Below are 26,829 nucleotides of genomic sequence, written 5' to 3' on the forward strand. Positions count from 1 at the left end.
GTCGGGACAAAAAAGCCTTCCGACCCCGTGTGCAAGTGCCGATGCTTGACGCACAGACAGTAACAACGTGATGGCGGAAGGTGAATCCCGCGTATGTGCGAGACAGCACTCTTAACGGCTCCCGGTGCGGGCGAACTTGAGGTGACGGTGCATGGGGGTGGTTTCTGGCGGTTGGTGCCGGATGACGTTCCCCGGGTGTATGCGCCGGTCACGGGTGGGTTGCTGGAGCGGGTACTTCACGGATTGGAGCGGGTGGCGGAATGACGGACGAGCGTGGTGTCAGCAGGGCGCGGGGGATTCTGGCGCGGTTGACGGAGGAGTTCGGGGTGGACGGAGTGCTGCTCGTGCCGAAGCCCGGGCCCGGGGCCGACGGGGGTGGGGGCTGGGATCTGGTGCCGGGTGGTGCGTTGCGGTGGCCGCCGTGTGAGTGCGGGCATTCGCTGTGTCCCGACTCCGGTACGGCGGCCGGGCAGCCCGGTGAGCCCGGTGAGCCCGGTGCGGCCGGTGAGCCTGGTGAGGGGTTGAGTGTGCGGGTGGGGGAGCGTAACCGGCGGAGCAGTCGGGGCGGGGTGTGAGATCCCGGCCGGTGGTGTTGGTGGGGCCGGGTGGGCTGTGTATCGGGATGGTGGTCTTCGACCGGGTGTACGAACTGGTGGGCGTGGTCGATGACTTCGCGGGCCCCCTGGTCTCCCTGTCCCGGCCCACCGGGCTCACCTGGAACAGCCGCTGGGTATCCGTCCGCCAAGGCACCCCGTACGAACAACGGCAACTACGCGCCCTGGCGGCACTGCACCGGCTGCGCCACAAGGGCCTGAACCGGCCTCACCAGTACCAGCCCCGGTGCCCGTAGGCCGCTCGTTCTTCGCCGTGACGTAGATCCGTCACAGGTTCCCCGGGCCGTGCACGGCCCGGGGAAGGGCGGGCCCGTACCAGCACCACCCAGCACCAGCACCACCCCCCCTTTTGCTCCCGTTCCGGCCGGGACTCCGGCGACGCCCCCACGACGCCCCGGACACCCCGAATTCAGCACCACACCCGTCATGCCCCTCCAAAGCAGCCACTGGCTCCTCAAGCCCCCCACCCCCTCACCCACATCCGCGCCACCTTCCACCAGCCCGCCCAGGCCGCCCACTGGTACCTCGAACAACTCGGGCCCCATACCGACAGCCTCACCGGTACGTACGCGGCCCTCCCCGACGCCGAACACCTCACCCAACGGCTCAGCCGGCGCCACGGCATCATCGGCGGCTGGTGGCTCACCGGACAACGCTTCCTCTCCCTCAACCTCATCGCCTGCCACCCACCACACCCCTGCCCCCACCCGTAGACGCCCGGCTGGCTTGAGAACGCCTGTTCGGATCGGTGATCCCCCACGTATGCATTAGAAAGGGATATCCATCTTCCAGAAGGCGGGGCAGGCGTGTGACAGGCGGAGCCGGGCAGGGGATACCCGAGGACTACCTGGAGGGGTACGGGCCCATCCTGGTCGCGGCCGGCTCCACCGGTCGGCGGCTCACGCGTGAGGAGTTGCTGGCGCGCAGGGAGTTGGGTGAGCAGGCCGCGGAGGCGGGGTTCGCGCTGCGGGCGCTGGTGGGGGCGCATCTGGCGGCGGCCCGTGCGTACTGGCCGGAGAACGGCTCCCCCGACAGTGTGCTCGCGGCGGTGGCGCAGGCCGTCGACGCGTTCGCCGAGGGGTACGAGCGGGCGCAGCGGCTGGCCGTACGGCAGGAGGCCGCCGCCCGGCGCGAGTTCATCGACGACCTGCTGTACGGGCGCAGCGACCTGGGGCGGCTGGCGGAGCGGGCGGAACGTTTCGGGCTGCGGCTCAGCTACGAGCACGCCGTGGCGGTCGCCGAGGGGTTCGTCGCGTACGACGAGGAGGACTCCGTGCCGCGCGCGGTCGAGCAGGCGCTGATCGGACGGTTCGGCGACCGCAGCGTCCTGATCACCACCAAGGCCGGGCGGCTGGTGTGCATCGCGCCGGGCGACCAGGGTGAGGTCCTCACGTACTTCGCCGAGCAGGCGCACGCGGCCACGGACGGCGGCCGGGTCGCGGTCGGCCGCCCGCAGCCGGGGGTGGGTGGGGTGGTGCAGTCGTACGAAGAGGCCCTGAACGTCCTCGATCTGGCGGACCGCCTCGGTATGGACGTGCCCGTGCTGCGCGCCGCCGAGCTGCTCGTCTATCCGGTGCTCACCCGTGACCGGCAGGCCATGACGGAGCTCGTCGTCAGCGCGCTCGGCCCGCTGGAGGCGGCGCGCGGTGGCGCCCAGCCGCTCGTCGAGACGCTCAACGTCTACTTCGAGGCGGGGTGTGTGGCGGCGGAGGCCGCGCGGCGGCTGTCGCTGAGCGTGCGGGCCCTGACGTACCGGCTGGCGCGGATACACAAGCTGACCGGGTCCGATCCGGCCGATCCCATGCACCGTTACACCTTGCAGACGGCTGTGATCGGGGCCCGGCTGATGGGCTGGCCCGAGCAGACGTTCTGAACCGTTACAGACGAAAGCGGCCACTATCACTATCATTCGATAACATCCGGCATCAAGAAAGCGTTAAGACTGCCGGGTACCGGCAATGCCGGATGTCAGACCCTGGTGCGAGTATGGAGTCCTGGCCGAGGAAGTGACTGGGGAAGCGGCCGAGCGGTAGCGGCAGTGGGGGAGGTGGGCCCGATGACCTTGTTTCTGGGTATCGGCATCGCGGGGATCGTTCTGCTTGTCCTGGCACTGATTTTCGACGGCGTCATCGAGGGGCTCTTCGACGGGGTCGGGGCGCTGGACGGCCTGTTCGACGGCCTGTTGTCGCTGCCGGTGATCGCCGGTTTCGTCTCGATGTTCGGCTTCGGTGGCGCGATCGTCCTGGGTACGACGCATGCCGGCCCCATACCGGCCACCGCCGCGGGGGTGGCGGCAGGTGTCGGGGCCGGGTGGGTGACCTGGAAGGCCAGTAAGGCGCTGATGCGCGACCAGACGGCCGTCACGCCCCGGGGCGACGACCTGGTGGGCAGCGCGGGCACGGTCGTCACGGCGATCCCCGCCGCGGGGTACGGCGAGGTGCTGCTGCGGCTGGGCGGTCAGCCGGCGAAGTTCTCCGCGAAGAGCGCGGAACCGGTGCCGTACGGGACGGAGATCTGGGTGGAGGCGGTCCTGTCCTCCAGTTCCGTCTCGGTACGTCCGGTCCAGCGCTGACCCGGGCGCCTTCGCCTCTCGCTGCCGCCTTTCCCCAACCCGCTCTATCCGTCTGCCTTTTATGTTGCGTGGGAGCATCCCGCGCGAACCGTTTCAACTGCCGTCCCACCGGGAGGCAAGGGAGAGAGTCCCATGAGTCCAGTCGTCATCGCAGTGCTGGGGGTCGTCGTACTCGTCGCCCTGCTGGCTCTTGTCGTCATCACGCGTTACAAGGTCGCCGGGCCCAGCGAGGCATTCATCATCACCGGCCGGCGCGGCAAGCAGTCGACCGACCCGAGCACCGGCCGGGTCTCCATGGACAACAGCGGCCAGAAGGTCGTGGTGGGCGGCGGCGTGTTCGTCGTCCCGTTCGTCCAGCAGAAGTTCACGCTCGACCTGTCCAGCAGGCACATCCCGATCAGCGTCCGGGGCGCCGTCACCCTGCGCGGGGTCAAGGCGAACCTCGAAGGCGTCGCCATCGTCAAGGTCGGCGGCACCGAGGACTCCATCCGCGCCGCGGCCCAGCGCTTCCTCCAGCAGCAGGGCGGCATCGTCGGCTTCACCCAGGAAGTCCTGTCGGGCGCCCTGCGCTCCATCGTCGGCCGGATGTCGGTCGAGGACATCATCCGTGACCGGGCGGCGTTCGCCGGACAGGTCGCCGAGGAGGCAGAGGCGAGCCTCTCCGGGCAGGGCCTGGTGCTGGACGCCTTCCAGATCCAGGACATCACCACCGAGGGTTCGTACCTGGAGGACCTCGGCCGCCCCGAGGCCGCGCGGGCCAAGCAGGAGGCGGACATCGCCGAGGCCGTGTCGCGCCGCGCCGCCGAGCAGGCCCGGCTGAAGGCCGAGGAAGAGATCGCCATCGCCCAGCGGACCTTCGCGCTCAAGCAGGCCGAGATCAAGGCCGAGACGGACGAGGCATCGGCCCGTGCGGCCGCCGCCGGACCGCTGGCCGCGGCCGCGCGTGAGCAGGACGTCCTGATGGAGCAGGAGAAGGTGGCCCAGCGCCAGGCCGCGCTGACCGACCGCGAGCTGGACACGAAGATCCGTAAGCCCGCCGACGCCGCGCGTTACCAGGCCGAGCAGGAGGCGGAGGCCCGGCGTATCGCCCAGGTCAAGGAGGCCGAGGCGGACGCCGAGCGTTCCCGGCTCACCGGTGAGGGCGAGAAGGCGCACCGTGCCGCGCTCGCCGCCGCCGTACGGATCGAGGGTGAGGCGGAGGCCGCCGCGATCGCCGCCAAGGGCGCGGCCGAGGCGGAGGCCATGCACAAGAAGGCCGACGCGTTCGCCCGCTACGGTGACGCGGCCGTCCTCCAGATGCTGGTCCAGGTGTTGCCGGAGGTCGTCGCGAAGGCGTCCGAGCCGCTGAGCGCGGTGGACAAGATGACCGTCATCTCCACGGACGGCGCGGGCCAGCTCGCTCGTACCGTCACCGACAACGTCGCGCAGGGCATGGAGCTCCTCAACGCCACCACCGGGGTCGACCTGGCGGAGCTGCTGAAGGGGCTGACCGGGGGCAAGCTCGCGAGCGGCAGTGTGGCGGTTCCGTCGGTTCCGTCGGTGTCCGCGGTCCCGGCTGTGCCTGCGGCGGCCACGGAGCAGGGCGGCTCGGCCAACAACGGCCGGGTCGAGGTCACGGACTGACCCACCGCCGTTGAACGCGCCAACTCCTCCGGGCTTCGGGCCTTGAGACGCCGGACGGGCAGCGACAGCGCCCGTCCGGCGTTTCGTACCCGTCCGACCGTCGGTCCTGCCGCTGCCGTTCTCCCCGACGAGGGCGACGATCCCGCCGGTCGGGATGGTCAGGCTGTATCCGTCCAGGGCCCGTTTGCGCGCCCCGCCGCCGCCTTCGCGCTTCCCGCCCCGGTACGTGAAGACCACGTCCTCGATACGGATGGCGGCCGGATGCGCGGGGAGCGGCCGGCCGCCGACCGGGATGGCGCGTTCGGCCGCACGGCACCGGACGCCACCCGAACGGAGTACGCCCGGCGCTCGTTCCGCCGGGCGCGCGCCTCCGCCATCCGTATCGATCGGCGTGGCAGCCGTCGTGCCGAGCGGCCGATCAGCCGTCCTGCCGGCCGTCCTGTCAGTTGGACTTCGAGCGGCCGAAGAACTCGATCTCGGCGATGGCGACCTGCTTGTCCGCCGCCGCCCCGTACGCGCTGCGCAGGATGAACCGTACGACCGTGGCGTCCGCCACCCGGAATGTGCGCCGCTGGGCGCCGCTGCCCTCGTTCAGGTCGAGGAAACGGGTGATGGTCTCGTTGTTCTTGGTGGTGATCACGGCCTCGATCCGCTTCGGGCGCGCGGACTTGGCGAGGTCGGTCGTCTGTGTGGAGACGCCCGGGGTGATGATGACGTCCAGCAGCCGGGTCGGCTGGAGGAAGCGCGCCTCGATCCACTCGCCCTCGCCGGACTCCGACAGCCCGGGGCCCCACCAGGTGTTGTTGAGCTTGTCGAACGCGAGCGCCGGTTCCTGCTGGGTGTAGGAGTGCGACGCCTCGACGAAGTCCGGTGAGACCGGGGCCCGTTCGGCGAAATGATCGCGTACGGCGTTCACGGCCGCCCCCGTGTTGAAGGCGGCCGTCACCACCAGCGCGACGACGAGCGCCCAGACGGCCCAGGTGAGGATCCGGCCCAGATTCCGCCGCAGACGGGGCCGGTCACCGGCCCAAGGGGCGGGCCTGTCACCGAAGTTCAGGATCCGGCGCCACCACGGCGGGCGCGCCTCCGGGACCCCCGGGCGGTCCGAGAGGGACATGGCGCAGCGGCGGCAGAAGTGGCGGTCGGGCCGGTTGCCGGTGGAGCACCAGGGGCAGGGGACGCCACCTTCCTCGTCGGGCTCCGCACCGGGGGCCTGCACCTGGGGCCGCGCGGCGGCGGCCCGGCCGGGCAGGACCGGCGCCACGGAGGGCTCGGGCGCCGCCCGCTGCTCGGGGTCGGCGACGGGGACGAGCAGGGCCCTGGCGCGCTCGGCCGCCGCCTCGGGGGACTCGGCGGTCTCGGGGGACTCCGTCCGTACGGGCAGGGTGGGTGTCGCGTCCTCGTCGTCCGGGGCGGCGTCCGGGGCAGCGGCCACTGCGGCAGTCGGCGCGGGCGTCACACGCGCGGGCCTCACAGGCGCAGACGCCGGCGCGGGCGCCGCTGCGGAATCCGGGGCCGGGGCCCGCGCGGAATCCGGGGCCGGTACGGGCGCGGGGGCCGTGGGCCCGGCCGTACCGTCTTCGTCCCCGTCGTTCCTCTCCCCCGGCGTCCAGCTCAGCACCGCACCGCAGCCGTCGCAGAAGGACTGGCCCGGGGCCGGGCTCGTACCGCACTCGGCGCAGTTCCGGGCGCGTCTGCGGGGGGCCGCCGGTGATGAGGAGGATGAGGGCGAGTTCTGGCTGGTCACCTGTCAGAAGTCCTTTCGGCGGCGGTCACCTGGACCGTGTACGGCATATGGGCGGGGCGGGCGGCCGCCACGAGGCTCTCCAGCCGGTGCGTGTCGGCGGGGCCGGGTTGTGGCAGCCGTACGGTGACGTGCAGCCGGGGGCGGCGTTCGCCGGGGACGGGGCCCAGCGGCCGGGCGTCCCAGGCGGCGGCGCCGCTCTCGGTGATCTCGGGCGTCACGCCGAAGACGAGCCGGATCGCCTCGGCCAGTCCGCGCCGGGTGCCCCGGATGCGGTGCAGCCGTACGGCGGCGGCCACTGCGGCGCGCAGCATCGCGGGGTCCTCGGGCAGGCCGGGCCCGTCCGCGCCCGCGCCGACCCAGCCGCCGAGCCAGCGGGTGAAGTCGGCCGGGGCGAGGGCGGGGGTGAAGTACGCGTCCAGGCAGTCGAGGGTGTTGTGGAGCGGCGCGAGGACGTCGTCGAGCCCGGCGACGAAGCGCTGCGCGAGGTCGTCGTCGGCGAAGACAGCGGGGAGCATCAGGCCCAGGGGCGAGGCGGAGCCCAGGCCGTCGACGGAGCCCCGGGCGCTACGGCTCGTCCCCCCGGCCGTACCACCGCCCCCACCACCGCTCCCGGCGCTCACGCCTGGTCCCCGATCACACGCACCCGGTGGTCGAAGGAGAAGACCAGCGCCGGGGGCGCGAGGTCGATCCGTTCGGTGGGGTCGCCGCGCTTGCCGCTGAGCGGGTCGGCGGGGTGCAGCAGTACCTCGTCCACCAGCTCGACGCCCGGCACGCGTTGCAGCACCGCGAAGACCTCACCGGCCTGCACCGGACGGCCGAAGGGCCAGCCGGTGCCGTGTGTCCCGCCGGTCAGCGGGTCGAGGTGGCGGTAGAGGGCGTCGTGCGCCTCGCGCCGTACGCGGTCGGTGTCGACGCCCCGGAAGGCGTGCAGGGTCGCGACGACGGTCACGCCCTGGTAGTACGGCGGGCCCACCGCCAACCGCGTCCCGATCAGGCGTCGTTCGTCGAGGTGCTGGGTGATCCGCGCCAACAGTGCGTCCCCCGGCACAAGTTGCTCGAAGCGCAGCCGCCCGCCACGGTCGGGTACCGCCTGCGGGACCACCAACACCCTTACCGCGTGGGCTCCGTGCTCGTCGGGCTCGGCCGCGATGCAGGTGATGCGGGCGGTCTCGGGCGCGGCCCGGCGGGCCAGCTCCTCGTAGTCGCGCAGGGTCACCGCGCGGTCCTGGGCGCCGAGCGCGATGGGCGCGCGTACCTTCGCCTCCTCGACGCTCTCGCCGTCGACCCCGCCGATCGCCGCCTCGCGGTTGACGACCTCGGCGACGTACGGGACGGAGTCGCGCAGCACCTGCACGGCACCCCGGGCCACATTGCCCCGCCTCCCGCCGCCGGTGCGGTAGCGGCGGGCGCGGATGACGGCGCCCTTGGGCGGTACGGCGCCGTACTGCCGCAGGGTGCCGTCCGCCTCCCGTACCGCGGGGCCGAAGGCGATCTCGCCGGTCGCCGCGTCGAGGGTGAGGTGCCGGTCGCCGGGGCCCGAGGCCGCGAAGTGGCCCACGGTCGTCCAGTCGGTCCAGCCGTCGCGCTCGGCGACCTGGAGGTGGAGCGGCGGTACGTCACCGACGACGGGCGCGTGCGCGAGCCGCAGCCGCTGGCCGGGCAGCCCGGTGGACTCCCCGAGCGCCTCGTCGCGGACGGTCTCCGCGTGGATGGCGGAGGTGGTGCCGCCGATGGTGAACGCCTCGGCGGACCGTACGGTCGGCGAGGCGGTGTAGAACGGCTGGCCGCGCTCGGGCTCCGTGACCCGGCAGCGCAGCCAGCCCGCCTCCCGCCGCCCCGTACGGGAGAGGGTGTGGCCGCCGGGGACATGCAGGACGACCTCGCCGGGCCGGTTGAGGCCGCCGGTGGTGTCCCGGTCGACCTCGCAGACCGCCCAGCCGTCCTCGGTCCACGCCTCCCACACCAGCGGCGGCTGCCGGGGGTCCACACCGACACCGTCCACCCGGCTGTCGAGTGTCAGCGCCACAGCACAGTGCGGTACGGCTGCACTGAGCCCGAACAGCACCCGGTCGCCGGGCCGGGGCGACTCCGCGAAGCAGTGCACGTCCTTGGCCTCGGCGATGTCGGAGGTCCTGTCGATGATCTCCTCGCCTTCCCGCTGGACGACGAGGTACGACAACTCGCAGGGCAGTACGGTCAGTTCGTGTTCAGTGGCGAACACGACCGCCTCCTCGCTCTCCGACCTGCCGGTGGCGACCTCGGTGCCGGTGGCGAGCAGCACGGGGTGCTCCTGCGGCGCCGAGAGCCAGAAGGTGACATCGGCGCGGGCGGCGGAGGGCGGAAAGAGTGTGATCCCGATGAGGTCGAGGAAGGCCAGATGGTTCTTCTCCGGCACCCGGTTGAGCCGGTAGACCACCTGGTCCGCCATGTGGGCGACGGTCTCGATCAGGGTGACGCCCGGGTCGGAGACGTTGTGGTCCGTCCACTCCGGGGCGCGCTGCTGGATATAGCGCTTGGCGTCGTCGACGAACTGCTGGAAGCGCCGGTCGTCGAGGTTCGGGGAGGGCAGTGCCATCAGCGGTCGCTTCCAAAATGATTGTCGGGCCCGGCAGAAGACCCACCGGATCCACCGAAGGTGCCGGGGCCGCCGGATCCACCGGAGTTGCCTGATCCACCGGAACTGCCGGAGCCGCCGGGGCCCTCGGGGCCCTCGTGCGAAGGGATCGTGTAAAAGGGAAAGACCAGGCTGCGCGGGTTGTTGGTGCCCCGGATCGAGTAGCGGACGTCGATGAAGAGCACGCCCTGCTCGTCGCCCGCCGTCACCGCCACCTCGTCCACCTCGATGCGCGGCTCCCAGCGGTCCAGGCTCGCGTACACCTCGTGCTGGATCCGGCCCGCCGTCGCCTCGTTGACCGGCGCGAAGACCATGTCGTGGATCGCGCAGCCGAAGTCGGGCCGCATCGGCCGCTCCCCCGGCGCGGTCGCCAGGACCAGCCGGATGGCCTCCTCGACCTCGCGCTCCCCGCTGACCAGGGCGATCCCCCCGGTCGGTCCGATCCGCAGGGGGAACGCCCAGCCGGATCCCACGAATTGCTCGGCCATCAGATGGGTGCTCCTACCGGGAAGATCTGCCGTGTGTTGTACATGCCCGCGGCCGCCTTGAGACTGAGGGTCGCGGAGGTCAGCTGGATGGTGGCCCCCGTGGTGATCGAGGTCATGGCCCCGGCCTTGAGGTCCAGGGCGCCACCCGCGTTCAGGCTGACCAACGCGCCGGACCTGATGTTGATCCCGGCGCCCGAGGCGATGCTGAGCAGCCCGCCGCTCTTGATCGACAGCCTGCCCTTCGCGGTCAGCGACAGGCTGCCGCCCGCCTCGATGGACACCGACCGCGTCCCCTTGATGGTGACGCTGCCCTTGCTGTCGACGGTGATCTCGGTACGCGTCCGGTCCAGGTTGATCGTCAGCCGGTCGTCACCCGACGCGATCCGCACCCCGCGCTTGCCGCCGGTCCGCTGGTCGAGCAGGTCGAGGCGGTTTCCGCTGCGGTCGGCGAGGGTGCGCCGGGTGGTGTTGCCCCGGGTCGCGTCGTACAGCGGGACATCGCCGGGGCGTGGCTTGTCCCGGCCGTTGTAGAGACCGCCGATGACATACGGATGGTCCAGGGCGCCCCGGTCGAACGCCACCAGCACCTCGTCACCGACGTCGGGGGCGATCACCCCGCCGCCGCCCACCCCGCCGAACTGCACGGTGCGGGTCCAGTCGCTGATGTACATGTCGTCGAGCCAGGGGAAGCGCAGCTTGACCCGGCCCTGTCTGAACGGGTCCTTGATATCCGTGACCAGGGCGTTGGCGACACTGGGCAGCCGGGGAGAGGTGGCCGCGCCGCCGGAGGCGAGACCGTACAGCGAACGCCACTGCCGGCCGCTGACCGTCAGCAAGGTGCTGTAGCCGCCCGCGTCGAAGGTGTGGCGGGCGCCGGTCACCGTGTACTTGCCCTCGAAGGGATCGCCCACCGCGATCAGTGTGACCGGAACTCCCGCGCGCAGCTTGGGGTTTCCTCGTACCGTCACCTCGAACTCCGCGAAGGCGGCGGTCACGTCGTCGGCCAGCGAGCGGGCCGCGTGGGTGACCTGTGTCTGGGTGTCGAGGGGCGTGCCGGTGTCCGTGAGGGTGGCCCGGCCGAACTTGGCGACCGCCTTGGCGGGCGTACTGCCGATGACGTAAGCGGAGTTGGCGGCGGCAGGTGAGGTGCCGACCAGGTCCCGTTTGGCCTTCACGTCCCAGCCGCGCGCCTCGACGGAGGTGACCTGGTCGGCGGCGGTGACCGACATCCGGCAGCGCATGATCTCCACGCCCGCCGTCAGGGCGAACGGGCTCTTCCCTGCCGGCGTCGACACCGGGGGCGCGCCGGAGGCCGGAACGGGCTTCACGAACTTCAACTGGCCCTTGGCACTGAGGTAGAGCACCCGCTCGTTCTCCTCGGCGAGCCGGCACAGGAAGTCCCAGTCGGTGACATTGGCCTGGGTGATGAACTCGTACTTCGACTTCGTCGCCTCGATGGTGCCGATCGGGACGTTGCTCAGGCCCGCCACCTTCCGCACGATGTCGGAGGCGGTCATCGACCGGTACCCGGTCACACGGCGCCGGCGCAGGAGCCGGTGCCCCAGGTCGTAACCCCGTACGACGGACAGGGTTCCGGTGGGGTCGTACTCCATCTCCACCCCGGTCACCTCGCCGGTCAGCAGCGGCGACTGGGCGCCCTCACCGGCGGAGACCGGCGCCAGGACGATCTCCGTGCCGATCTTGATGCGTGCATCGGAGAGCAGCAGCCGTTTGGGGTCGCGGAAGGTCAGCTGGAACGCGGCCGGCACACCGACACCGAAGTCCGCCCAGCCCCCGACGAGGAGGACCTCGTGGTCGGGGCTGAGGTTCTTGCCCTCGGCCGTCACATCGAGGACGTTGGAGTAGCTGATCCGGATCATCAGTGCCCCACTTCCTCGGCCGCCGGCAGCATCAGTTCCATGCCGGGGCTCAGCCGCGAGGGGTCGTCGATGCCGTTGGTCTCGGCGATCGTGCGCCAGACGGTGGCATCCCCGTACTCCCGCCAGGCCAGGTACTGGAGCGAGTCCCCCGCCACCACCCGGTGCACCCGGCGCGAGGTGAGCGCGCCCGAGGTCGGGTTCTGGCCCCCCGGACGGCTCGGGATCTCGTGCAGCCGCACCTGGCAGAGGGCCCTGACCGGCAGCCCTGTCGTACCGAAGAGGGTGTACGACGCCTCCACGGAACTCACGTACGCCGTGAACCGCGCCGTCGAGAACGCCCCCCACTCGAAGATCACCCACGGGGGCGACGGCTGCTTCGCCGCGATACTGGCGGTGGTCACCTCGCAGCAGGAGAAGAGCAACTCGACCTTCTTGCGCACATCGTTGCTGTCCGGGTTGTCCGAGCCATCGAGGAAGACCTCGACGGTCATCTCACGCGGTACGGGCCCCATGAACTCCGGTACAGCACCGTCGCGCACCGCCGCCGTGGGTGTCGTCTTCCACTCCGCGCGGCGGCTGAGCGCGAGCTGCGCCGGGTTGAAGTCGAAGCTGAAATCGCTGATCAGACCGCCCGGTATGGTGCTGTACCCGATCGGCGGCTGATGAATGGCGAGCGTCGCCCGCACCAGGCTCTTGCCCGCGCCACCGCCCCTGCCCCTGGCCGCCATCTACGCCGCCCCCGCGTCCGTGAAACCGTGGTGCGTGATCTCCAGAACCTCCGTGGCCACAGCGGGGCTCGACGGATTCAGCGTCGGCCCCCGCCAGCTCACCGGCAGTACGTCGATCAGCCCCCACCGCGCGACGACCGAACCGTCGGCGCGGAGCGCGGCGATCTGAGCGGTCGGCCGGGTCACCCCCGTGGTGACGGACGAGATCCAGGCCGCGACCTTCGCGGTGTCCGGGGTGAGGGGACGGGTGAGCGTGATGTTGGAGAAACTGACCCGGGTCGGCAGCTGCCAGACGAAACCGTTGTTGCCGCCCTCCCGCCGCTGCTCGATCTCGACCTGGGACGAGAGGCCCTCGCAGCCGTTGAAGTCGCCCAGGCTCTCACCGTCGATGGTCAGGTTGAAGAAGATGGTGGAGCCGGGATCCAGGTCCTGGGGCATCGGATGGGGCCTTCCTGCGTCTGCGTGGTGGGGCGTCTGTCGGCGTGCCGGGGGGCGGGTCGGCGGCCGCTTGCTGGGCGCCGGGGCCGGGGCGGGCGCCGGGGGCGGTGCCGCTTGTCAGCGGAGCGGATCGCGCAGCCTGCCGATCCGTTCGCGGTCCATCCGCAACTCGGTACGGAGCAGCCGCGTCAGCGGCCCGATCAGCCGGTGCGTCAACTCGGCCACCTGTCCCTCCGACAGATCACGCGGGTTGAAACCGTGGGCGGCGGGGTCCTCTCCCGAGCCCGAACCCTCTCCCGAGCCCGAACCCTCTCCCGAGCCCGAGCCCGAGCCCGAGCCCGAGCCCGAGCCCGAGCCCGAGCCCGAATCCGAGCCCGAGTCCGCATGCGAGCCCTTGCCCGAGCTCTTGATGGAGGCCGTGTTCATGCCGAAAACCGGGGGCGGGGGTGGAGGCGGAGGCGGGGGAGGCGTTGGCAGGGCCGGTGCAGAGGCCGGTACCCGCTGGACAACGGCCGGGGTGGCGGCCGGGGTGGCGGGCGCCCGCTGTACGGGCAGCTCGACCGGGGGCGCTGACCGTACCGGAGCGAGCTGTACGGCCTGCTCGCGGTCCGGCGCCGAAGGGCGGACCGCAGCCGGTGCGACGACCTCCGCCGCACGCCGACGCGGGGCGGGGGACGGGGCCGGGGCATGGGCCGGGGTAGAGGTACGCACCGGGGTCGGGGGCGGGGTAGAGGTAGGCACCGGGCGGAAAACGGGAAACGCCTCCGCCACACCACGGAACCTGAGCCCTTCGGCACTGCGCTGCACGGGCGGCAGTTCCGGTACGGGGGCAGGGGCGGGCACGGGACCAGGGGCCGGGGCGGCGGGCGCGGTGTCAACGGACCCGGGGGCATTGGCGGCGGGCGCGGCCATGGGCACCACGGCTACGTCTCGCCCGGCACCGGACGCCGCCGGCCGCGCTGTCGGCCGAACCGCCGGCCGCGCCCGCGTAACGGGACCCGCCGCCTCGTACCGCTGCCTACTCCGGGAACCCGCCGAAAGCGGCGCCACCGAACTGATCGGGGCTCCCAGGGCGGAGCTGCGGAGACGGGTGGGCCGGACCGGCTTCCGCTGAATGTCCGAGCCCGGGGCAGAGGCCGAGACGGGAGCAGGGTCTGGGGTCGGGTCCGGAGCCAGGGCCGGAGCCAGGGCCGGGGTTGTCGGCACCGGGCGGCTCATCACGCGATGGGCGTTGTCCTCGGCGGCGCGTTCGAAACTGTCGTCCGGGGAGCTGAGGCGCAGCCCGCCGCCCACTTCGGATCCGGAGACAGGACCCTGGCGCTGCTGGATCACATGGGTCAGCTCGTGCGCGAGGGTGTGCTTGTCGGCACCGCCCTCCCCGATGACGACGTCGTTGCCGGACGTGTAGGCGCGGGCACCGATCTCGGAGGCCGAACGCTGGGCGGCGGTGCCGGTGTGCAGGCGTACATCGGAGAAATCGGCACCCAACCGGGTCTCCATCTCGGCCCGTACGGGTTCGTCGAGGGGTTTGCCCGAGCTGTTCAGAACGGACCGAACCTCCGCCGAGCGCTGCACCACAGGCTGCGCCCCCGGAACAGCACCGGCCGCCCCCCGACGCGGCGCACCAAGGCCAACCGCCCGCGCGACCCGCCGCTGAACGGACGAGGGAGGCACGGAAGACGCGGGTGGTGCGGGTGGTGTCGGTGGTTTCGGCGATACGAGAGGCGTGAGCGGTACGGAAGGTGTCGGCGGCGGTACGGAAACAACAGGCATCGCAGACGTCTTGGGCATCGCAGAAGCCTCAGAGACCTCAGGGACCTCAGGCACCACAGGGACTTGGGAAATCACAGGCACCGCAGGCGTTACGGGCCCCGAAGGCGTCGCTGTCGCCTCGGGCAGCGCAAGAGCCCTCGCCACGGGTACCACGGGCACCCCCGAAGCAGCAGGAACCGCAGGAATCCCAGGCGCCACAGGGGCCTTTGACACCTCGGGCACCACGGGGACCGCAGGCACTGCTGGAGCTCTGGAGATCACCGGCATCTCAGGTACCGCAGATGTCGCAGGAGCCGCAGATGTCGCAGGGGCCCTGGAGATCACCGGAGCCGCAGGCATCGCAGGCGCCTTGGGTGTCGCAGAAGCTGCGGGCACCTCAGACACCCCAGAAGACTCAGAAACCACAGGAATCACAGAAACCGCAGGGGCCTCATAAGCCACAGGGGTTCCAGAGACCGCAGGGGCTCGGGAGATCACCGGCACCGCAGGCGTCGCAGGCATCACGGGTGCCGCAGAGGTTTCGGAGACTCCGGGCGCCCCGGACGTCTTGGGCACCACGACGGCCCTCGCTACAGGCGCTGCAGGCACCAGGGGATCCCCAGAAGCCCCAGCGGTCATGGGAACCGCAGACACCTCAGGTGTCCCAGATACCCCAGGCACCCTGGATACCCCAGATACCCCAGATACCCCAGGCACCCCGGATACCCCGGATACCCCAGGCACCCCGGGCGCCCCGGACGTCTTGGGCACCACGACGGCCCTCGCTACAGGCGCTGCAGGCACCAGGGGATCCCCAGAAGCCCCAGCGGTCATGGGAACCGCAGACACCTCAGGTGTCCCAGATACCCCAGGCACCCCGGACACCCCAGGCACCCCAGGCACCCTGGGGACCCCGGGAGCCCTCGGAGTATCCGCGACCGGCCGCCCGACTGAACGCTGAACCGCGCGCCCGATCGACTCCCCGGCCGACGTCTCGGACGACGCCCCGGTCGCTGACCCGACCGGCTGCCCAACTGACCGTCCGACCGGCCGTCCGACAGGTGGCCCGACCGCCCCGCCAACCGCCCTGCCGACCGGCCCACTTGGTGCCGGTTCGTCGTCACCCGGGCCCCCGGTCGGCGGCGCGGTGGCAGCGGTCGGGACGTCCGGGGCGTCCGGGCGGACCGCAGGAGCGGGCGGTGCGTCCTCCCGTACAACAGCGGCTGCGGCCGCAGGGGCGACCGGACCGCGTGCCGCAGGGGCGACCGGCGCGTCCGGACGTACAACAGCAGCAGTCTGTACGGGAGTTGCCGGGGTCACCGTTGGCAGCATCCTGCGTTGTGTTCTGCGGGGGGCCGGGGCGCGGGTCAGTGCTCGGGGCGCGGGCGGGGTCGGGCGGGGGCGGATCGGTGTCACCGTGGGGCCCGTGGCCCGTTGGACCCGGGGGACCGTGTGACCGGCGCCCTGGGCGGTGTCGGCCGTGTCGTCGTCCACCACCGCGACCGGCAGGGACAGCGCCGGGCTGCCCAGCCCACCGTACCCACCGCCGAAGGCCGGTTCCAGGACATCCCGGAGGAGCCCGCCGGGGGCACCGTCGAGGACGGCGTGCGAGAGCGTCCCGGTGAAGGAAGGGTTCTGCCAGGTCGACAAGGTGCCCGCGAAGTCGGCGGAGGCGACGGCGTGCCGCGCCCCCGGCGCCGTGACGCGCTGGATCGGCGACAGCCCGGCCCAGCCGCGTACCTCAGCAGGAGCCGCAGGAGCCGCAGGAGCCGCAGGAGCCGCAGGAACATCGGAAGCACCGGAAGCCGCAGGAGCCCCGGGGGCAGCCGAGACAGGCGGAGCGGCAGGCGCGGCCGTGTGCTCCGGCGCCGTACCGCCCCGGCGTCGCAGCCGGTCGAGGATGCCCATTACCGCTCCGCCGCCGCACGCGTCACCAGAGTGGCGATCTGCTCGGCGTACCGGCGCCGGTCGCGGTGTTCGAGGTCCAGGATGTCCTCCAGGCTCCAGTGGAAGTGGTAGGCGATGTACGCGATCTCGTTATGGATCCGGTCGGTCGCGTACGTCACGATTCCCCCAGGCGGCTCCCGCCGAGCTCGACCTCGAACGGCTGCTCGCAGTGCGGGCAGTTGACGCCGGCGCGGGTGTGGCCCTCGGCGTTGACCTGCCGGTAGAAGTCCTGGAGGAAGGCGAGGTCGGAGGCGAACATGTTCTCCACCACGCCGTCGTGCATGTGCGGGACGCTGCCCAGCCGGGTGATCACCCGGCCGAGCAGGACCACCGACAGATACGCGGGGTTCTCCTGCACCCGTAGGTCCCGCAACGGGATCAGCTCGTCCCGGGCGGTCGCCAGGCGCATCACCCCGTCGCGGTGGACGGTCCCGGTGTCGTCCACGTACCCGCGCGGCAGCTCGAACGCGAACTCGGTGCGCAGCTGCTGCCGTACGGGGGCGCCACCGGCGTCCGGCCCCGACCCCGGCCCCGGAGCGGAACCAGGTCCCGGTCCCGCCGGTTCCGGGACCGGCGCCGAGACCGGCATCGGGGCCGCGATACCGGTCGCGTGCTTGTGTGCCGTTCCCCGGCGCATTACTCCATCGTCATTTCTTCGTAGGTGATGGTCACGGTCTCCGTCAGCGCGGAGGCTTCACCGGCCTTCACCGTGCTGGCCGAGACCTTGCTGCACCAGGCATTGCGCAGGTGATAACGCTTGACCGGGTTGTACTGGTAATCCATGAAGATGATGCTCGCGTTCTTGCGCGCCGAGCCCATGTCACCTCGGATCGAGGAATTGATCCAGTCGTTGAAGGCGGTCGAATGCGTCATTCCGCGTACGACGGTCGCCTCGCCGGCCTTCTGCACACCGGGCAGCTTCTTGGTGATGGGCTGGCCGTTGGCCGAGACCTGCTGGAACTCGATGACGTCCTGCGTCATGTCCAGGCCGTTGACCTCCTGGAGATACTCGATCATGACGCCGTCGATCTGGAGGCCGAAATTATGTGAGGCGAGCGCATCGCCGGGCGAGAGACTCATGCGGACTTTTCTTTCTGCTGATGCTGATGCCGGTAACGGCCGTCAGGGGGAAAGGAAAGGGAAGGGGAGCGAAGAAGGAAAGGAGAGAGGGAACGGAGAACAGGCACGAATACCCGTGCCCCTTATTCCTCCAGCTCCCCGCCACCGCTGGAGAACTGCGCCAGTCGGAAGATCACGAACTCGGCGGGCTTGACCGGTGACACACCGATCTCGCAGATGACCCGCCCCAGGTCCACCGACTCCGCCGGGTTGGTCTCCGCATCACACTTCACGTAGTACGCGTCCTCCGGCTGGCCGCCGAACAGCGCGCCGCTGCGCCACTCGGTGACCAGGAACGCGGAGATGTTGCGCCGGATCCGGGCCCACAGCGCCTGGTCGTTGGGTTCGAAGACGACCCACTGGGTGCCGGTGAGGATCGACTCCTCCAGGTAGTTGAAGTACCTGCGGACGTTGAGGTAGCGCCAGGCCGGGTCGGAGGACATCGTGCGCGCGCCCCAGACGCGGATGCCACGGCCGGGGAAGGCGCGGATGCAGTTGACGCCGATCGGGTTGAGCAGGTCCTGCTCGCCCCGGGTGATCTGTATCTCCAGGTCGACCGCGCCCCGTACGACCTCGTTGGCGGGGGCCTTGTGCACGCCGCGCTCGGCGTCGTTACGGGCCCAGATGCCGGCCACATGGCCGCTGGGCGGGATCAGCCGGGTCTGGCCGCCGGCCGGGTCGAAGACCTTGATCCAGGGGTAGTACAGCGCCGCGTACTTGGAGTCGTAGTTGGACGTCTCCTGCCGCCAGACCTTGATCTGGCGGGCGTTGAGGCCCGGCGGCGGGTCGATGATGGCGAGCCGGTCGCCCATCAGCTCGCAGTGGGCGATCAGCCCGAGCTGGACCGCCTTGACGGCCTCCAGATCGATCGCACCGCGCTGGTAGGCGGCCATCAGGTCGGGTACGGCGACCATCGAGATCTCGTCGACGGCCTCAAGACCACCGAAGCCGGTACGGTCCGAGGAGTCGCCCAGGTACGCGGCGACGCCGGCCTGCCCACCGGCGGCGGGTTCGGGGGACGCGGGGGACACGACCGTCGGCGCAGGAGCCGGGGCGGGCGCCGCGAGGGCGACCGTCTGGTTGTCGGGGCGGGCCAACTGGCTTGCCGGGCCGGTCTCCTGAAGGGTGATCAGCTTCGAGCGTTCCTTGACCTGCGCCACGACGTAGTTGCGGCTGTTCTTCTTCGCCGACACGTCGAAGGACTCGACGGGCCTCTCGCCGTCCTTGACGACCAGCCGGAAGCGGTCGGCCGCGCCCTCGCCCTCGGCGTCCGCGACCTCGACACTGATCGGGCCGCTCGCACCGACCGCGATGGCCGCCACCTTGAACGTACCGAGCTGCTGGGGCTCCCCGGCCGTCAGCGCGGCGGTCTCGACACCACCGGCACCGACACCGACTCCCGCACCGGCACCCGCTCCCGCGAGGGCCGTCGGGGCGCCCGACGCCGCACCCGTCACTCCGCCACGCACACCGCCCACCCGGACGACGTACGCGGCGGATCCGCCGTTGTTGAAGAAGCCGTACACCGAGTGCGCCAGGAAGTACCCGTCGGTGAACTCACCGAAGGAAGCGACGTACTGGGACCAGTTGGTCACCAGGGTGGGCTCGTTGAGCGGTCCTTCGGGCGCCAGCCCGACGAAGGCGGCGACCGAGGTACCCACTCCCTCGATGGGCCGCGAGCCGCTGGCCACCTCTTCGACATATACGCCGGGCGACAGGTAGGACGGCATGCTCTGCTCTCCTCGGGGTACAAGACAGGACCACCCAACCTTCCGGGACGGGGCCCGGCGGGGTATGCGTCCTGCGGTGCCGTATCCGGGGCATCGAATGTGCCCGTGGAGGCAGTCCTCCGGGTCCTTCCGGGCCGCGCGGGCCACAGGACCGCGCGAGCGCCCGGTGACAAACCATGACAGGCCGGTACGGTTGGGGGCGCCCGGCTGCCCGCCAGGCCCTCCGGGGTGCCTACGGTTCCGGTACGGCGGAACCATCCCGTCCGCCCGGAACGGTACGGGCCGCCCCGCCGCCACACCGGCCGCCGAACCGCTTCCGAACCGGGCGGTGGCCAGGCGATGACCCGGGCGGGCGCCAGTGAGGACGGACAGGCTCATGGGGCGACGTACAGGCTAGCGGCTCCGCCCCGATCACGGGCGCGGATCCGCGGACCGCCCGGGAACACCGGGAGAACTCCGGGGCAACTCGGGGGAACACCAGGGACATACGGGCATCGGCACTGCCCTTCCGCCTCTGCTGCCGCCCCCCGCCCCGGCGGTAGCGTCCGCCGGGTGAGCATCTGGACCTCCCTGGAGCCCGCCTCGACCACGGTCGACCCGGGCAGCAGTACGACAGTGCGGCTCAGGCTGCGCAACACGGGCGATGTGGTGGAGGAGTACCGCTTCGTACCGGTCGGCGCGATCTCCCCGTACATCGGCGTCGAACCGGCGACGGTACGGCTGTATCCGGGGACCACCGGCACCGTGGAACTCACCTTCGCGCCGCCCAGGACACCGGACGCGACGGCGGGGCCGAATCCGTACGGTGTGCAGATCATCCCCACCGAACACCCCGAGGCCACCACGGTCGTCGAGGGCAATCTGACGATCACCCCCTTCGTGGAGATACGGGCGGAACTCGTCCCGCCCACGGTCAAGGGCCGCTTCCGGGGCCGTCCCAAGCTCGCCGTCGACAACCTCGGCAACACCGCGCTCATCGCGTCCCTCTCGGGCAGCGACACCGGCGATGAACTCTCCTACACGATCACACCCTCCAACATCCGGATCGAGCCCGGCCGGGCCGCGTTCGTGGACGCCACGCTCAAACCGCACCAGATCACCTGGGCGGGCCAGAAGCAGCAGCGGCCGTACGAGCTGACGGTCAAGCGCTCCGGGGCCGAACCGCTGGGTGTGGAGGGGACGTACATCCAGCGCAGTGTGCTGCCGTACTGGATGATGACCGTGTTCAGCCTGCTGCTCGCGCTCACCATCACCGGGATCGTCCTCTGGCTCGGTCAGAAGCCCGACGTACGCACTCTGGCGAAGCCACAGCCCGCCGGGGCGGTCGCCCTTCCCCAACCGGACGTGCCACTGCCCGAGACGGCCCTGCCCCCCGAGGCGCCGAAGCAGCAGGACCCGGCCCCCCAGGTGACCTCCAACGGTGACACCGACACCGACACCGACACCGAGCAGGGGCAGGGGCAGGAGCAGGAACCGGAACCGGACTCCGGGAAGGGCGAGGAGACGGAGAAGACCGAGGAGCGGGGGCCGCTGCCGTTCCGGGCGGGCGACGAGCCGAACATCTTCGTCCAGTTCGCGCAGGTACGGCTCGCCAAGGTGTCGTACTGCCGGCTCGATGACGTCGTCTCGGCCGGCCGTATGGACGCCCCGACCGTCAAGGCGCTGGCCTGCTGGCAGAAGACCAACGACCAGCGCATCAACAGCACCCTCGTCGAGTCCGACGGCCTCGGCAATCTGGGCCGCGCCACCATGACCTCCCTGCTCGCCGCGCACTTCAACGACCGCACCACCCAGCCGCTGAACACCGGCGACAAGACCCCGGAACTGCCCTGGGTGCAGGCCATCGTCATGTGGGGCTCCAACTACGAGCTGGACAACGGTGACGTCGAGCGGATGACATCCCTCGCCGAGACCAACATCGCCTACCTGAATCTCAACCAGATCAAGGGGACGGTCACGGAGCAGACCGCCCGGGAGATCGGCTACTACCAGGATGCCGTCAACCTTCCCAATACGGGCGTGGTCGACAGGCCCACCCTCGCCGCGATGAAGCTGGGCAAGGTGAAGGGCCAGGACTCCCCGGGCACGGTGACCGCGACGGCCTGGCCACCCGCGCCGAAGCCGTGAGCCACGCGCGTCGGGCACGCCGCTGACCGGATCGGATCCTGTACGAACGCCGGCTGGTACGAACGTCGGCTGTACGGACGTCGGCTGTACGGACACCGGCTGGTACGAACGCCGACTGGTACGGACCCCGCCCGGGTGGCCACGTCCTCATGCAACTCGGTGTGCAGAACAGCCACATCCGCCTCGTGCCGGGCCCGGAGCCCGATCGTCTTCCCTCGCAACATACGACCGTTCCTATCCGAGGCGTACCGCGCGATCAACTCCATTTACGGCACGGCACGCCCCGGCAGGACGGATCGGCAGGACGGATCGGATCGGCAGGACGGGATCGGCGGAACGGGTAGCCGGGTGACTACTGCGGGGCGTCGCCGAAGTCCGGTATGGGGAGGCGTTCGCCGTTCCTGAGGGCGGACTCGTGGGCGACGATGCCCGGGAGGGTGTAGCGGGCGGCGACCCAGGCGTTGACCGGGGGGAGCGTGCCCGTGTTGACGGCGGTGACGAAGTCGTCCGCGAGGAAGTGGTGGCTGCCCTCATGGCCGTTGGAGGCGTTGGCGAACTCCACCGGGAGCCGCGAGCGGTCGTGGACCGGGGCGGAGCCCGAGGTGAAGGCGGAGCGGAGGGTGGGGGCGACGCGTTCGAGGGACGGGTCGTCGGGGGAGAGGGTGGGCTTGGGCCGGAGGTGGTCGGTGACGTCCTCGACGCCCTTCTTGTCCTGCCACAGGCTCACCGTGGCGAGCTGTTCGAGGCTCCCCTCCGTACCGAAGAAGCGGAACCGCGACTCGCGGATGTGGGACGGGTAGCCGACCCGGCGGAATTCGTTCGTACGGAACGATCCGCCGCCCGCGACCTCGAACAGCGCCGTGGCGTTGGAGAAGTCGTTGTCGAACCGGCTGACATCCTTGTCGAAGACCCCGTCCCCCCGGTCGTCCTTCACCCCGATGGCGGAGACGCTCACCGCGTGCGTCCGCCACGCGCCCAGCACCCCGCCGACGGAGTGCGTCGGGTAGAGCATGGGCGGGTAGCTGGCGGTGGACTTCCACTCCTCGCCGCCGCTGTACCGGTACGCCTCGTAGAAGCCCAGGTCCATGTCGTGGACGTAGTCGCCCTCGGCGTGGAAGAGCCGGCCGAAGGCGCCCTCCGCCATCCGGTCGCGGGCGTAGACGGTGGCGGGGTTGTACTGGCTGGTCTCGCCCATCATGTACGTCAGCCCGGTCTCCCGTACGGTCTCGATGATGTCCCCGATCTCCTCCCGCGAGATCGCCATCGGCACCGCCGAGTACACGTGCTTTCCGGCACGCAGCGCCTGGACGACCAGCGGTCCGTGGGTCCAGCGCTGGGTGAAGATGGCGACCGCGTCGACATCGGAGTCGAGTACGGCGTCGAAGGACGGCAGCGTCCCGTCGAGGTCGTGGTCGGCGACGAGCCTCTCGGCCCGCTCGGGGAGCAGGTCGGTGGCGAAGATCTCGCCCACGCCCGGGTGGAGCCGCCAGAGCTTCACGAACCGGCCCGCGAACTGGCCCGCGCCGACGATACCCAGGGAGAAGGTGGAGGTCATGACTGCCTTTCCAATCGGTCGTGGCAGGCCGTCAGCCGGCCTGCGAAAGGATCAGGTTGATCTGGGTGTTGGTCCTGGTCAGGGTCTCGACCGGTCTGCCGTTCGCGTACACGTCCTGCATCGCGGGCCGCATCAGCGCCTGGACGTCCGCCGCGTAGTCCGTGATCGGGAAGGTGAACGTCGTCCTGTCCGCCACCGGCCGGGTGAAGGCCGTGACGTCGATCCCCTTCTTCGCGTACGCGGCGATGGCCACCTCCGTACCGGCCGGTGTGGCGGGGAAGACGACGCCCTGCTTCCCCACGACCGTCTGGCACGCGTCGGAGGCCAGATAGGCGACCCACTTCTGGGCGGCGGGCTTGTTCCCCGCGCGTTTGGTGAGGGAGTCGGCCAGGCCGTTCATCATGGTGGCGCGTTTACCGGAGGGGCCGACGGGGGTCAGCGCGGTGGCGATGTCGACGCCCTTCATGCTGTGGAACGTCTTGTTCATCCAGGAGCCGTGCAGCGCTGTCGCCGCCCTGCCCGCGCCGACCTGGACATCGGGGCCGTTGGACCTGGAGTAGTCCTGGAAGGGGGCGAGATAGCCCTTCTCCGCCAGGCCGAAGTACCAGTCGATCGTGGACCGGAACTTCTTCTGGTCGTAGTTGTAGTGCGTCCCCCACGCCTTCTTGTCGGTGTAGTTCCAGCCCGCCGAGCCGGTGAAGGCGCTCCACTGGGTCTGGCCGTCGCTCTCGCCCGCGTCGTTGGTGGCCAGTCCGTACGTCGTGACGTCGTTCTTGTCGAAGCCGGGCTCGTCGCCGCGCCGGCCCTTGCTGTCGATGGTGAGACGGGCGATGGCCTTCTCGAACGTACCCCCGTCGGACGGGTTCCACGCGAGGCTGTTGAGGGTCTCGGCCGAAATCCCCGCAGCCTTCGCCATCTTCTCGTTGTAGAACATCGCGACCGTGTCCCAGTCCTTCGGGGACCCGTAGCGGTGGCCGTCCTGACCGACCCAGGAGGCGGCCAGGCCCGGCTGGTAGTCGGAGTCCTCGATGCCCCGGGTCGCGGGCAGTTCGTCCAGCGGGGCGAGCATGTCCAGGTCGATGAACTGCGCGAACTTCGTGATGTGGTCGGTGAAGACATCCGGCTCCGTGCCCGCGATCATGCTGGCCGTGAGCTTGGTCCAGTATTCGGTCCAGCCGATCTGCGTGATGTCGACCCGGAGGCCGGGGTTCTGCTTCTCGAACCCCGTCGCACACTTCTGGTAGCCGGGCAGCTGGTCGGAGTCCCAGAGCCAGTACGAGACGGTGTTGGCCGACTCCGATACGGAGGACGGGTCCTGCGCACCGCATCCCACGGCGAGGAGCGAGAGCGAGACGGCCCCCACGAGCGCGCCGAACCCCCGGCGCCGGGAGCCCCGGCGGGCCGAGCCACCGGACATCCGGTGGCGTGCGGGCATCTGTTGGTGTGTCTCTTCCCCCCGGTAGCGTGTGTCTTCCCTCCGATGGTGTGTGTCCTCCGGTGTGTGCGGGGAACTCCGCATCACAGCCACCTCCTTACTTGAGTCCGCTGAAGCCGATGGAGTTGACGATCCGCCGCGCGAAGACACCGAAGAGCAGCAGCATCGGCAGCGCCGCGATCAGGGTCGCGGCCATCAGACCGGCCCAGTCCGTACCGGACTGCGGGGTCTGGGACCGGAAGATGGACAGCGCCACGGTGAGCACACGCGAGCTGTCCGTGTACGACACCATCAGCGGCCAGAAGTAGTCGTTCCACGCGGTGATGTAGGTGAGAACGCCAAGGGTGGTCATCGGCGCGGACGCCATGGGCAGGGAGAGCTGGAAGAAGATACGGACCTTGCCCGCCCCGTCCAGCAACGCGGCCTCCTCCAACTCCAGCGGCAGGTTCATGAAGAACTGCCGGAGGAAGAAGACCGCGAACGGCGTCATGAACATGGTCGGCAGGGCGATCCCGGTCAGGGTGTCCACCAGACCGAGTTCCTTGATCAGGACGAAGTTCGGCAGCAGGGTGAAGAGGGACGGCACCATCAGCCCGCCGAGGAAGAGCCCGAACACCAGGTCCCGGCCGCGCCAGCGCAGCCGCGCGAAGGCGTACGCGGCCATGGCCGAGAACATCGTCTGACACACCGTCACCAGCGTTGCTACACATGTGGAGTTGAGCAGATAGCGCCAGAAGTTCAGCGAGCCGCCCGAACCACCCTGGGCCAGCGCCTCCTCCGTACTCTGCGTTCCGAAGACCCGCTCGAAGCCGCCCCAGCCGAAGCCGACCGGGAGTGGGGAGGACGGATCGGCGGTGAGCGCGGCGTTGGAGGAGAGCGCGGTGCGCACGATCCAGTAGAAGGGCAGCAGGATGACGAGGACGATCGCGGCCATCACCACCCAGGCCACCACCCGACCCACGGAGGGCCGTCGCCGGACGGGCCGACCCGCCGGGGGCGCCGGCTGCGGCGTGGGCGCGTCCGTTCGCGCAGGGGTCAGTACGGCCATGACACAGCTCCTTCGCACGCGCACGCGCACGCGCACGCGCACGCGCACGCGCACGCGCACGCGCACGCGCACGCGCACGCGCACGCGCACGCGCACGCGCACGCGCGCTCGCGCTCCCGCTCGTGCTCGTACTCGTGGTTCCGCTGGTGGTTCCGCTCGCTCGTCAACCGAGGTCCGTCTCGCCGGCCCGGGTGATCCGGTACTGGACGATGGTGATCACGCTCAGCACGGCCAGCAGCGCGACGGACATCGCGGACGCGTAGCCGAGCTGGAACCGCCCGAACGCCGAGTCGTAGATGTACAGCTGGAGCACGTTGCTCGCGTTGGCCGGACCGCCGGGGCCCGGGGTGGCCACCGCGACGGTGTCGAAGACCTGGAACGAGCCGATGACGGTCATGATCATCACCACCGCCAGCACCGGCCGCAGCAGCGGCAGCGAGATACGCCAGAACATCCGCAGCTCACCGGCGCCGTCCACGCGCGCCGCCTCGTACACATCGCCGGGTATCGCCTGGAGCCCGGCGAAGAGCAGCAGCGCCGTGTAGCCGACATGGCGCCATACGTTGATCAGCGCGACGCTGGGGATGACCCATTCGTCGCCGGCCAGGAAGGCGACGCGGTCGAAGCCGAGCGCTTCCAGGATCTGGTTGCCGATGCCGAGCTGGGTATCCAGGATCCACAGGAACACCACGCCGGCGACGACGTTCGAGACGAGGTACGGCATGAGCACGACGCCGCGCAGCAGCGAGGAGTTGGTCAGTCGCTGCATCAGCACGGCGATGCACAGCGCGACCACCGTCTGGACGCCGATGTTGATGAAGACGTACTCAAGGGTGACGCGCATCGAGCCCCAGAAGATGGGATCGTCGATCATGCGCCGGTAGTTGTCCAGGCCCACCCACTCGGCGGGGGTGAGCAGGTTGTAGCGGGTGAAGCCGAGATAGACACCCCGCAGGGTGGGCCAGAGCAGGAACACCAGGAAGCCGGCCATGGCGGGCGCCACGAAGAGCGCCGCCAGGGCGCCGTCACCCCGTCCGCCGCCGTCACGCCGACGACTGCCGCGCCTGTCTCCGCTGTCGCGCTTGCCGATGCGCCTGCCACCGATCCGTCTGCCGTCGGTCCACCTGCCACTGTCGTGCTGGGTGCCGTCGCGCCGGGTGATCGGTCTCGTACCGGGTGCCGGTGGGCGTAACGGCGCGCCGTTTGAGACGGCAGTCATCAGAGACTCCCTTGTCCATGACTCGTCCTCGGGGGTATTTACTTTTGGCATGAAAGAATCATGACGTCAAGAGGTGTGGGCGAAATGGAATGCCTGGCTGATTCTGCGCACCTGATATCCACCCATTTAAGAGAATTGAGTTCATGCGCGGCGTGATTACTCGTGACCGGCCAGGAGGGATCGAAGGGGGAGG

At 70.5% G+C, this 26,829-nt stretch carries 22 protein-coding genes and 1 pseudogene; 6 read left to right on the top strand and 17 right to left on the bottom strand.

Annotation, left to right across the window (positions count from 1 at the left end; translation table 11 throughout):
- Positions 1 to 571 precede the first annotated feature (571 nt).
- The 4 genes from ACIP8W_RS15130 to ACIP8W_RS15145 all read left to right on the top strand — a co-directional run bounded on the left by ACIP8W_RS15130 (position 572) and on the right by ACIP8W_RS15145 (position 4,809).
- Positions 572 to 850: a hypothetical protein gene (locus ACIP8W_RS15130; protein ID WP_402203246.1), complete on the top strand. Its 279-nt coding sequence runs from the start codon at positions 572 to 574 to the stop codon at positions 848 to 850.
- 572 nt (positions 851 to 1,422) lie between these two features.
- Complete coding sequence (locus ACIP8W_RS15135; protein WP_402203248.1) at positions 1,423 to 2,487, top strand: PucR family transcriptional regulator; 1,065 nt, start codon at positions 1,423 to 1,425, stop codon at positions 2,485 to 2,487.
- Positions 2,488 to 2,670: 183 nt separating this feature from the next.
- Entirely contained in the window at positions 2,671 to 3,186 is a 516-nt protein-coding gene (locus ACIP8W_RS15140) for a hypothetical protein (RefSeq protein WP_401955162.1), read from the top strand.
- A gap of 132 nt (positions 3,187 to 3,318) precedes the next feature.
- Positions 3,319 to 4,809, top strand: coding sequence for a flotillin family protein (locus ACIP8W_RS15145; RefSeq protein ID WP_401955164.1), 1,491 nt, complete (start codon positions 3,319 to 3,321; stop codon positions 4,807 to 4,809).
- Between the two features lie 442 nt (positions 4,810 to 5,251).
- On the opposite strand, the gene ACIP8W_RS15150 is transcribed toward ACIP8W_RS15145, so the two are convergent.
- From ACIP8W_RS15150 to ACIP8W_RS15190, 9 genes and pseudogenes are all read right to left on the bottom strand, one after another.
- The gene (locus ACIP8W_RS15150) at positions 5,252 to 6,244 is read right to left on the bottom strand and encodes an NADase-type glycan-binding domain-containing protein (RefSeq protein WP_401955166.1); all 993 of its coding nucleotides are present in this window, start codon (positions 6,242 to 6,244) and stop codon (positions 5,252 to 5,254) included.
- 308 nt (positions 6,245 to 6,552) lie between these two features.
- Positions 6,553 to 7,071, bottom strand: coding sequence for a phage tail protein (locus ACIP8W_RS15155; RefSeq protein ID WP_402203331.1), 519 nt, complete (start codon positions 7,069 to 7,071; stop codon positions 6,553 to 6,555).
- A gap of 101 nt (positions 7,072 to 7,172) precedes the next feature.
- Complete coding sequence (locus ACIP8W_RS15160) at positions 7,173 to 9,131, bottom strand: putative baseplate assembly protein (RefSeq protein ID WP_401955168.1); 1,959 nt, start codon at positions 9,129 to 9,131, stop codon at positions 7,173 to 7,175.
- On the bottom strand, positions 9,131 to 9,658 hold the full coding sequence (locus tag ACIP8W_RS15165; RefSeq protein WP_401955170.1) for a GPW/gp25 family protein: 528 nt from the start codon (positions 9,656 to 9,658) through the stop codon (positions 9,131 to 9,133). The genes ACIP8W_RS15160 and ACIP8W_RS15165 overlap by 1 nt, the downstream gene beginning before the upstream one ends.
- On the bottom strand, positions 9,658 to 11,538 hold the full coding sequence (locus ACIP8W_RS15170; RefSeq protein WP_402203250.1) for a VgrG-related protein: 1,881 nt from the start codon (positions 11,536 to 11,538) through the stop codon (positions 9,658 to 9,660). The genes ACIP8W_RS15165 and ACIP8W_RS15170 overlap by 1 nt, the downstream gene beginning before the upstream one ends.
- Positions 11,538 to 12,266: a LysM peptidoglycan-binding domain-containing protein gene (locus tag ACIP8W_RS15175; RefSeq protein WP_401955174.1), complete on the bottom strand. Its 729-nt coding sequence runs from the start codon at positions 12,264 to 12,266 to the stop codon at positions 11,538 to 11,540. The genes ACIP8W_RS15170 and ACIP8W_RS15175 overlap by 1 nt, the downstream gene beginning before the upstream one ends.
- A complete protein-coding gene (locus tag ACIP8W_RS15180; RefSeq protein ID WP_401955176.1) occupies positions 12,267 to 12,704 on the bottom strand; it encodes a phage tail protein in 438 nt (145 codons plus the stop codon).
- Positions 12,705 to 12,821: 117 nt separating this feature from the next.
- A complete protein-coding gene (locus tag ACIP8W_RS15185) occupies positions 12,822 to 13,130 on the bottom strand; it encodes a hypothetical protein (RefSeq protein WP_402203338.1) in 309 nt (102 codons plus the stop codon).
- Between the two features lie 897 nt (positions 13,131 to 14,027).
- A pseudogene (locus tag ACIP8W_RS15190) lies at positions 14,028 to 15,290 on the bottom strand (DUF4157 domain-containing protein); the annotation flags it as partial.
- Positions 15,291 to 15,429: 139 nt separating this feature from the next.
- On the opposite strand from ACIP8W_RS15190, the gene ACIP8W_RS15195 reads away from it, so the two are divergent.
- Positions 15,430 to 15,912 carry a hypothetical protein gene (locus tag ACIP8W_RS15195; protein WP_402203333.1) on the top strand — a complete coding sequence of 161 codons (483 nt, stop codon included), beginning with the start codon at positions 15,430 to 15,432 and terminating at the stop codon, positions 15,910 to 15,912.
- A gap of 451 nt (positions 15,913 to 16,363) precedes the next feature.
- On the opposite strand, the gene ACIP8W_RS15200 is transcribed toward ACIP8W_RS15195, so the two are convergent.
- From ACIP8W_RS15200 to ACIP8W_RS15215, 4 genes are all read right to left on the bottom strand, one after another.
- Complete coding sequence (locus ACIP8W_RS15200; RefSeq protein ID WP_402148428.1) at positions 16,364 to 16,522, bottom strand: DUF6760 family protein; 159 nt, start codon at positions 16,520 to 16,522, stop codon at positions 16,364 to 16,366.
- Complete coding sequence (locus tag ACIP8W_RS15205; RefSeq protein WP_401955180.1) at positions 16,519 to 17,040, bottom strand: hypothetical protein; 522 nt, start codon at positions 17,038 to 17,040, stop codon at positions 16,519 to 16,521. Before ACIP8W_RS15205 ends, ACIP8W_RS15200 begins: the two co-directional genes overlap by 4 nt.
- Positions 17,040 to 17,483 (bottom strand): phage tail protein, encoded by a 444-nt coding sequence (locus tag ACIP8W_RS15210; protein WP_401955182.1) that lies wholly within the window; start codon positions 17,481 to 17,483, stop codon positions 17,040 to 17,042. Before ACIP8W_RS15210 ends, ACIP8W_RS15205 begins: the two co-directional genes overlap by 1 nt.
- A 122-nt stretch (positions 17,484 to 17,605) precedes the next feature.
- On the bottom strand, positions 17,606 to 19,252 hold the full coding sequence (locus ACIP8W_RS15215) for a phage tail sheath family protein (RefSeq protein WP_402203254.1): 1,647 nt from the start codon (positions 19,250 to 19,252) through the stop codon (positions 17,606 to 17,608).
- A gap of 552 nt (positions 19,253 to 19,804) precedes the next feature.
- Here ACIP8W_RS15215 and ACIP8W_RS15220 point away from each other — a divergent pair.
- On the top strand, positions 19,805 to 21,379 hold the full coding sequence (locus ACIP8W_RS15220) for a hypothetical protein (protein WP_402203340.1): 1,575 nt from the start codon (positions 19,805 to 19,807) through the stop codon (positions 21,377 to 21,379).
- Between the two features lie 352 nt (positions 21,380 to 21,731).
- On the opposite strand, the gene ACIP8W_RS15225 is transcribed toward ACIP8W_RS15220, so the two are convergent.
- The 4 genes from ACIP8W_RS15225 to ACIP8W_RS15240 all read right to left on the bottom strand — a co-directional run bounded on the left by ACIP8W_RS15225 (position 21,732) and on the right by ACIP8W_RS15240 (position 26,636).
- The gene (locus ACIP8W_RS15225) at positions 21,732 to 22,934 is read right to left on the bottom strand and encodes a Gfo/Idh/MocA family protein (protein WP_401955188.1); all 1,203 of its coding nucleotides are present in this window, start codon (positions 22,932 to 22,934) and stop codon (positions 21,732 to 21,734) included.
- 31 nt (positions 22,935 to 22,965) lie between these two features.
- Entirely contained in the window at positions 22,966 to 24,351 is a 1,386-nt protein-coding gene (locus ACIP8W_RS15230; protein WP_401955339.1) for an ABC transporter substrate-binding protein, read from the bottom strand.
- Between the two features lie 115 nt (positions 24,352 to 24,466).
- Positions 24,467 to 25,417 carry a carbohydrate ABC transporter permease gene (locus ACIP8W_RS15235; RefSeq protein WP_401955190.1) on the bottom strand — a complete coding sequence of 317 codons (951 nt, stop codon included), beginning with the start codon at positions 25,415 to 25,417 and terminating at the stop codon, positions 24,467 to 24,469.
- 163 nt (positions 25,418 to 25,580) lie between these two features.
- Positions 25,581 to 26,636 carry a carbohydrate ABC transporter permease gene (locus ACIP8W_RS15240; protein WP_401955192.1) on the bottom strand — a complete coding sequence of 352 codons (1,056 nt, stop codon included), beginning with the start codon at positions 26,634 to 26,636 and terminating at the stop codon, positions 25,581 to 25,583.
- Between the last annotated feature and the right edge of the window lie 193 nt (positions 26,637 to 26,829).

Source organism: Streptomyces sp. NPDC088554 (genome assembly GCF_044752945.1).
Lineage (GTDB): Bacteria > Actinomycetota > Actinomycetes > Streptomycetales > Streptomycetaceae > Streptomyces.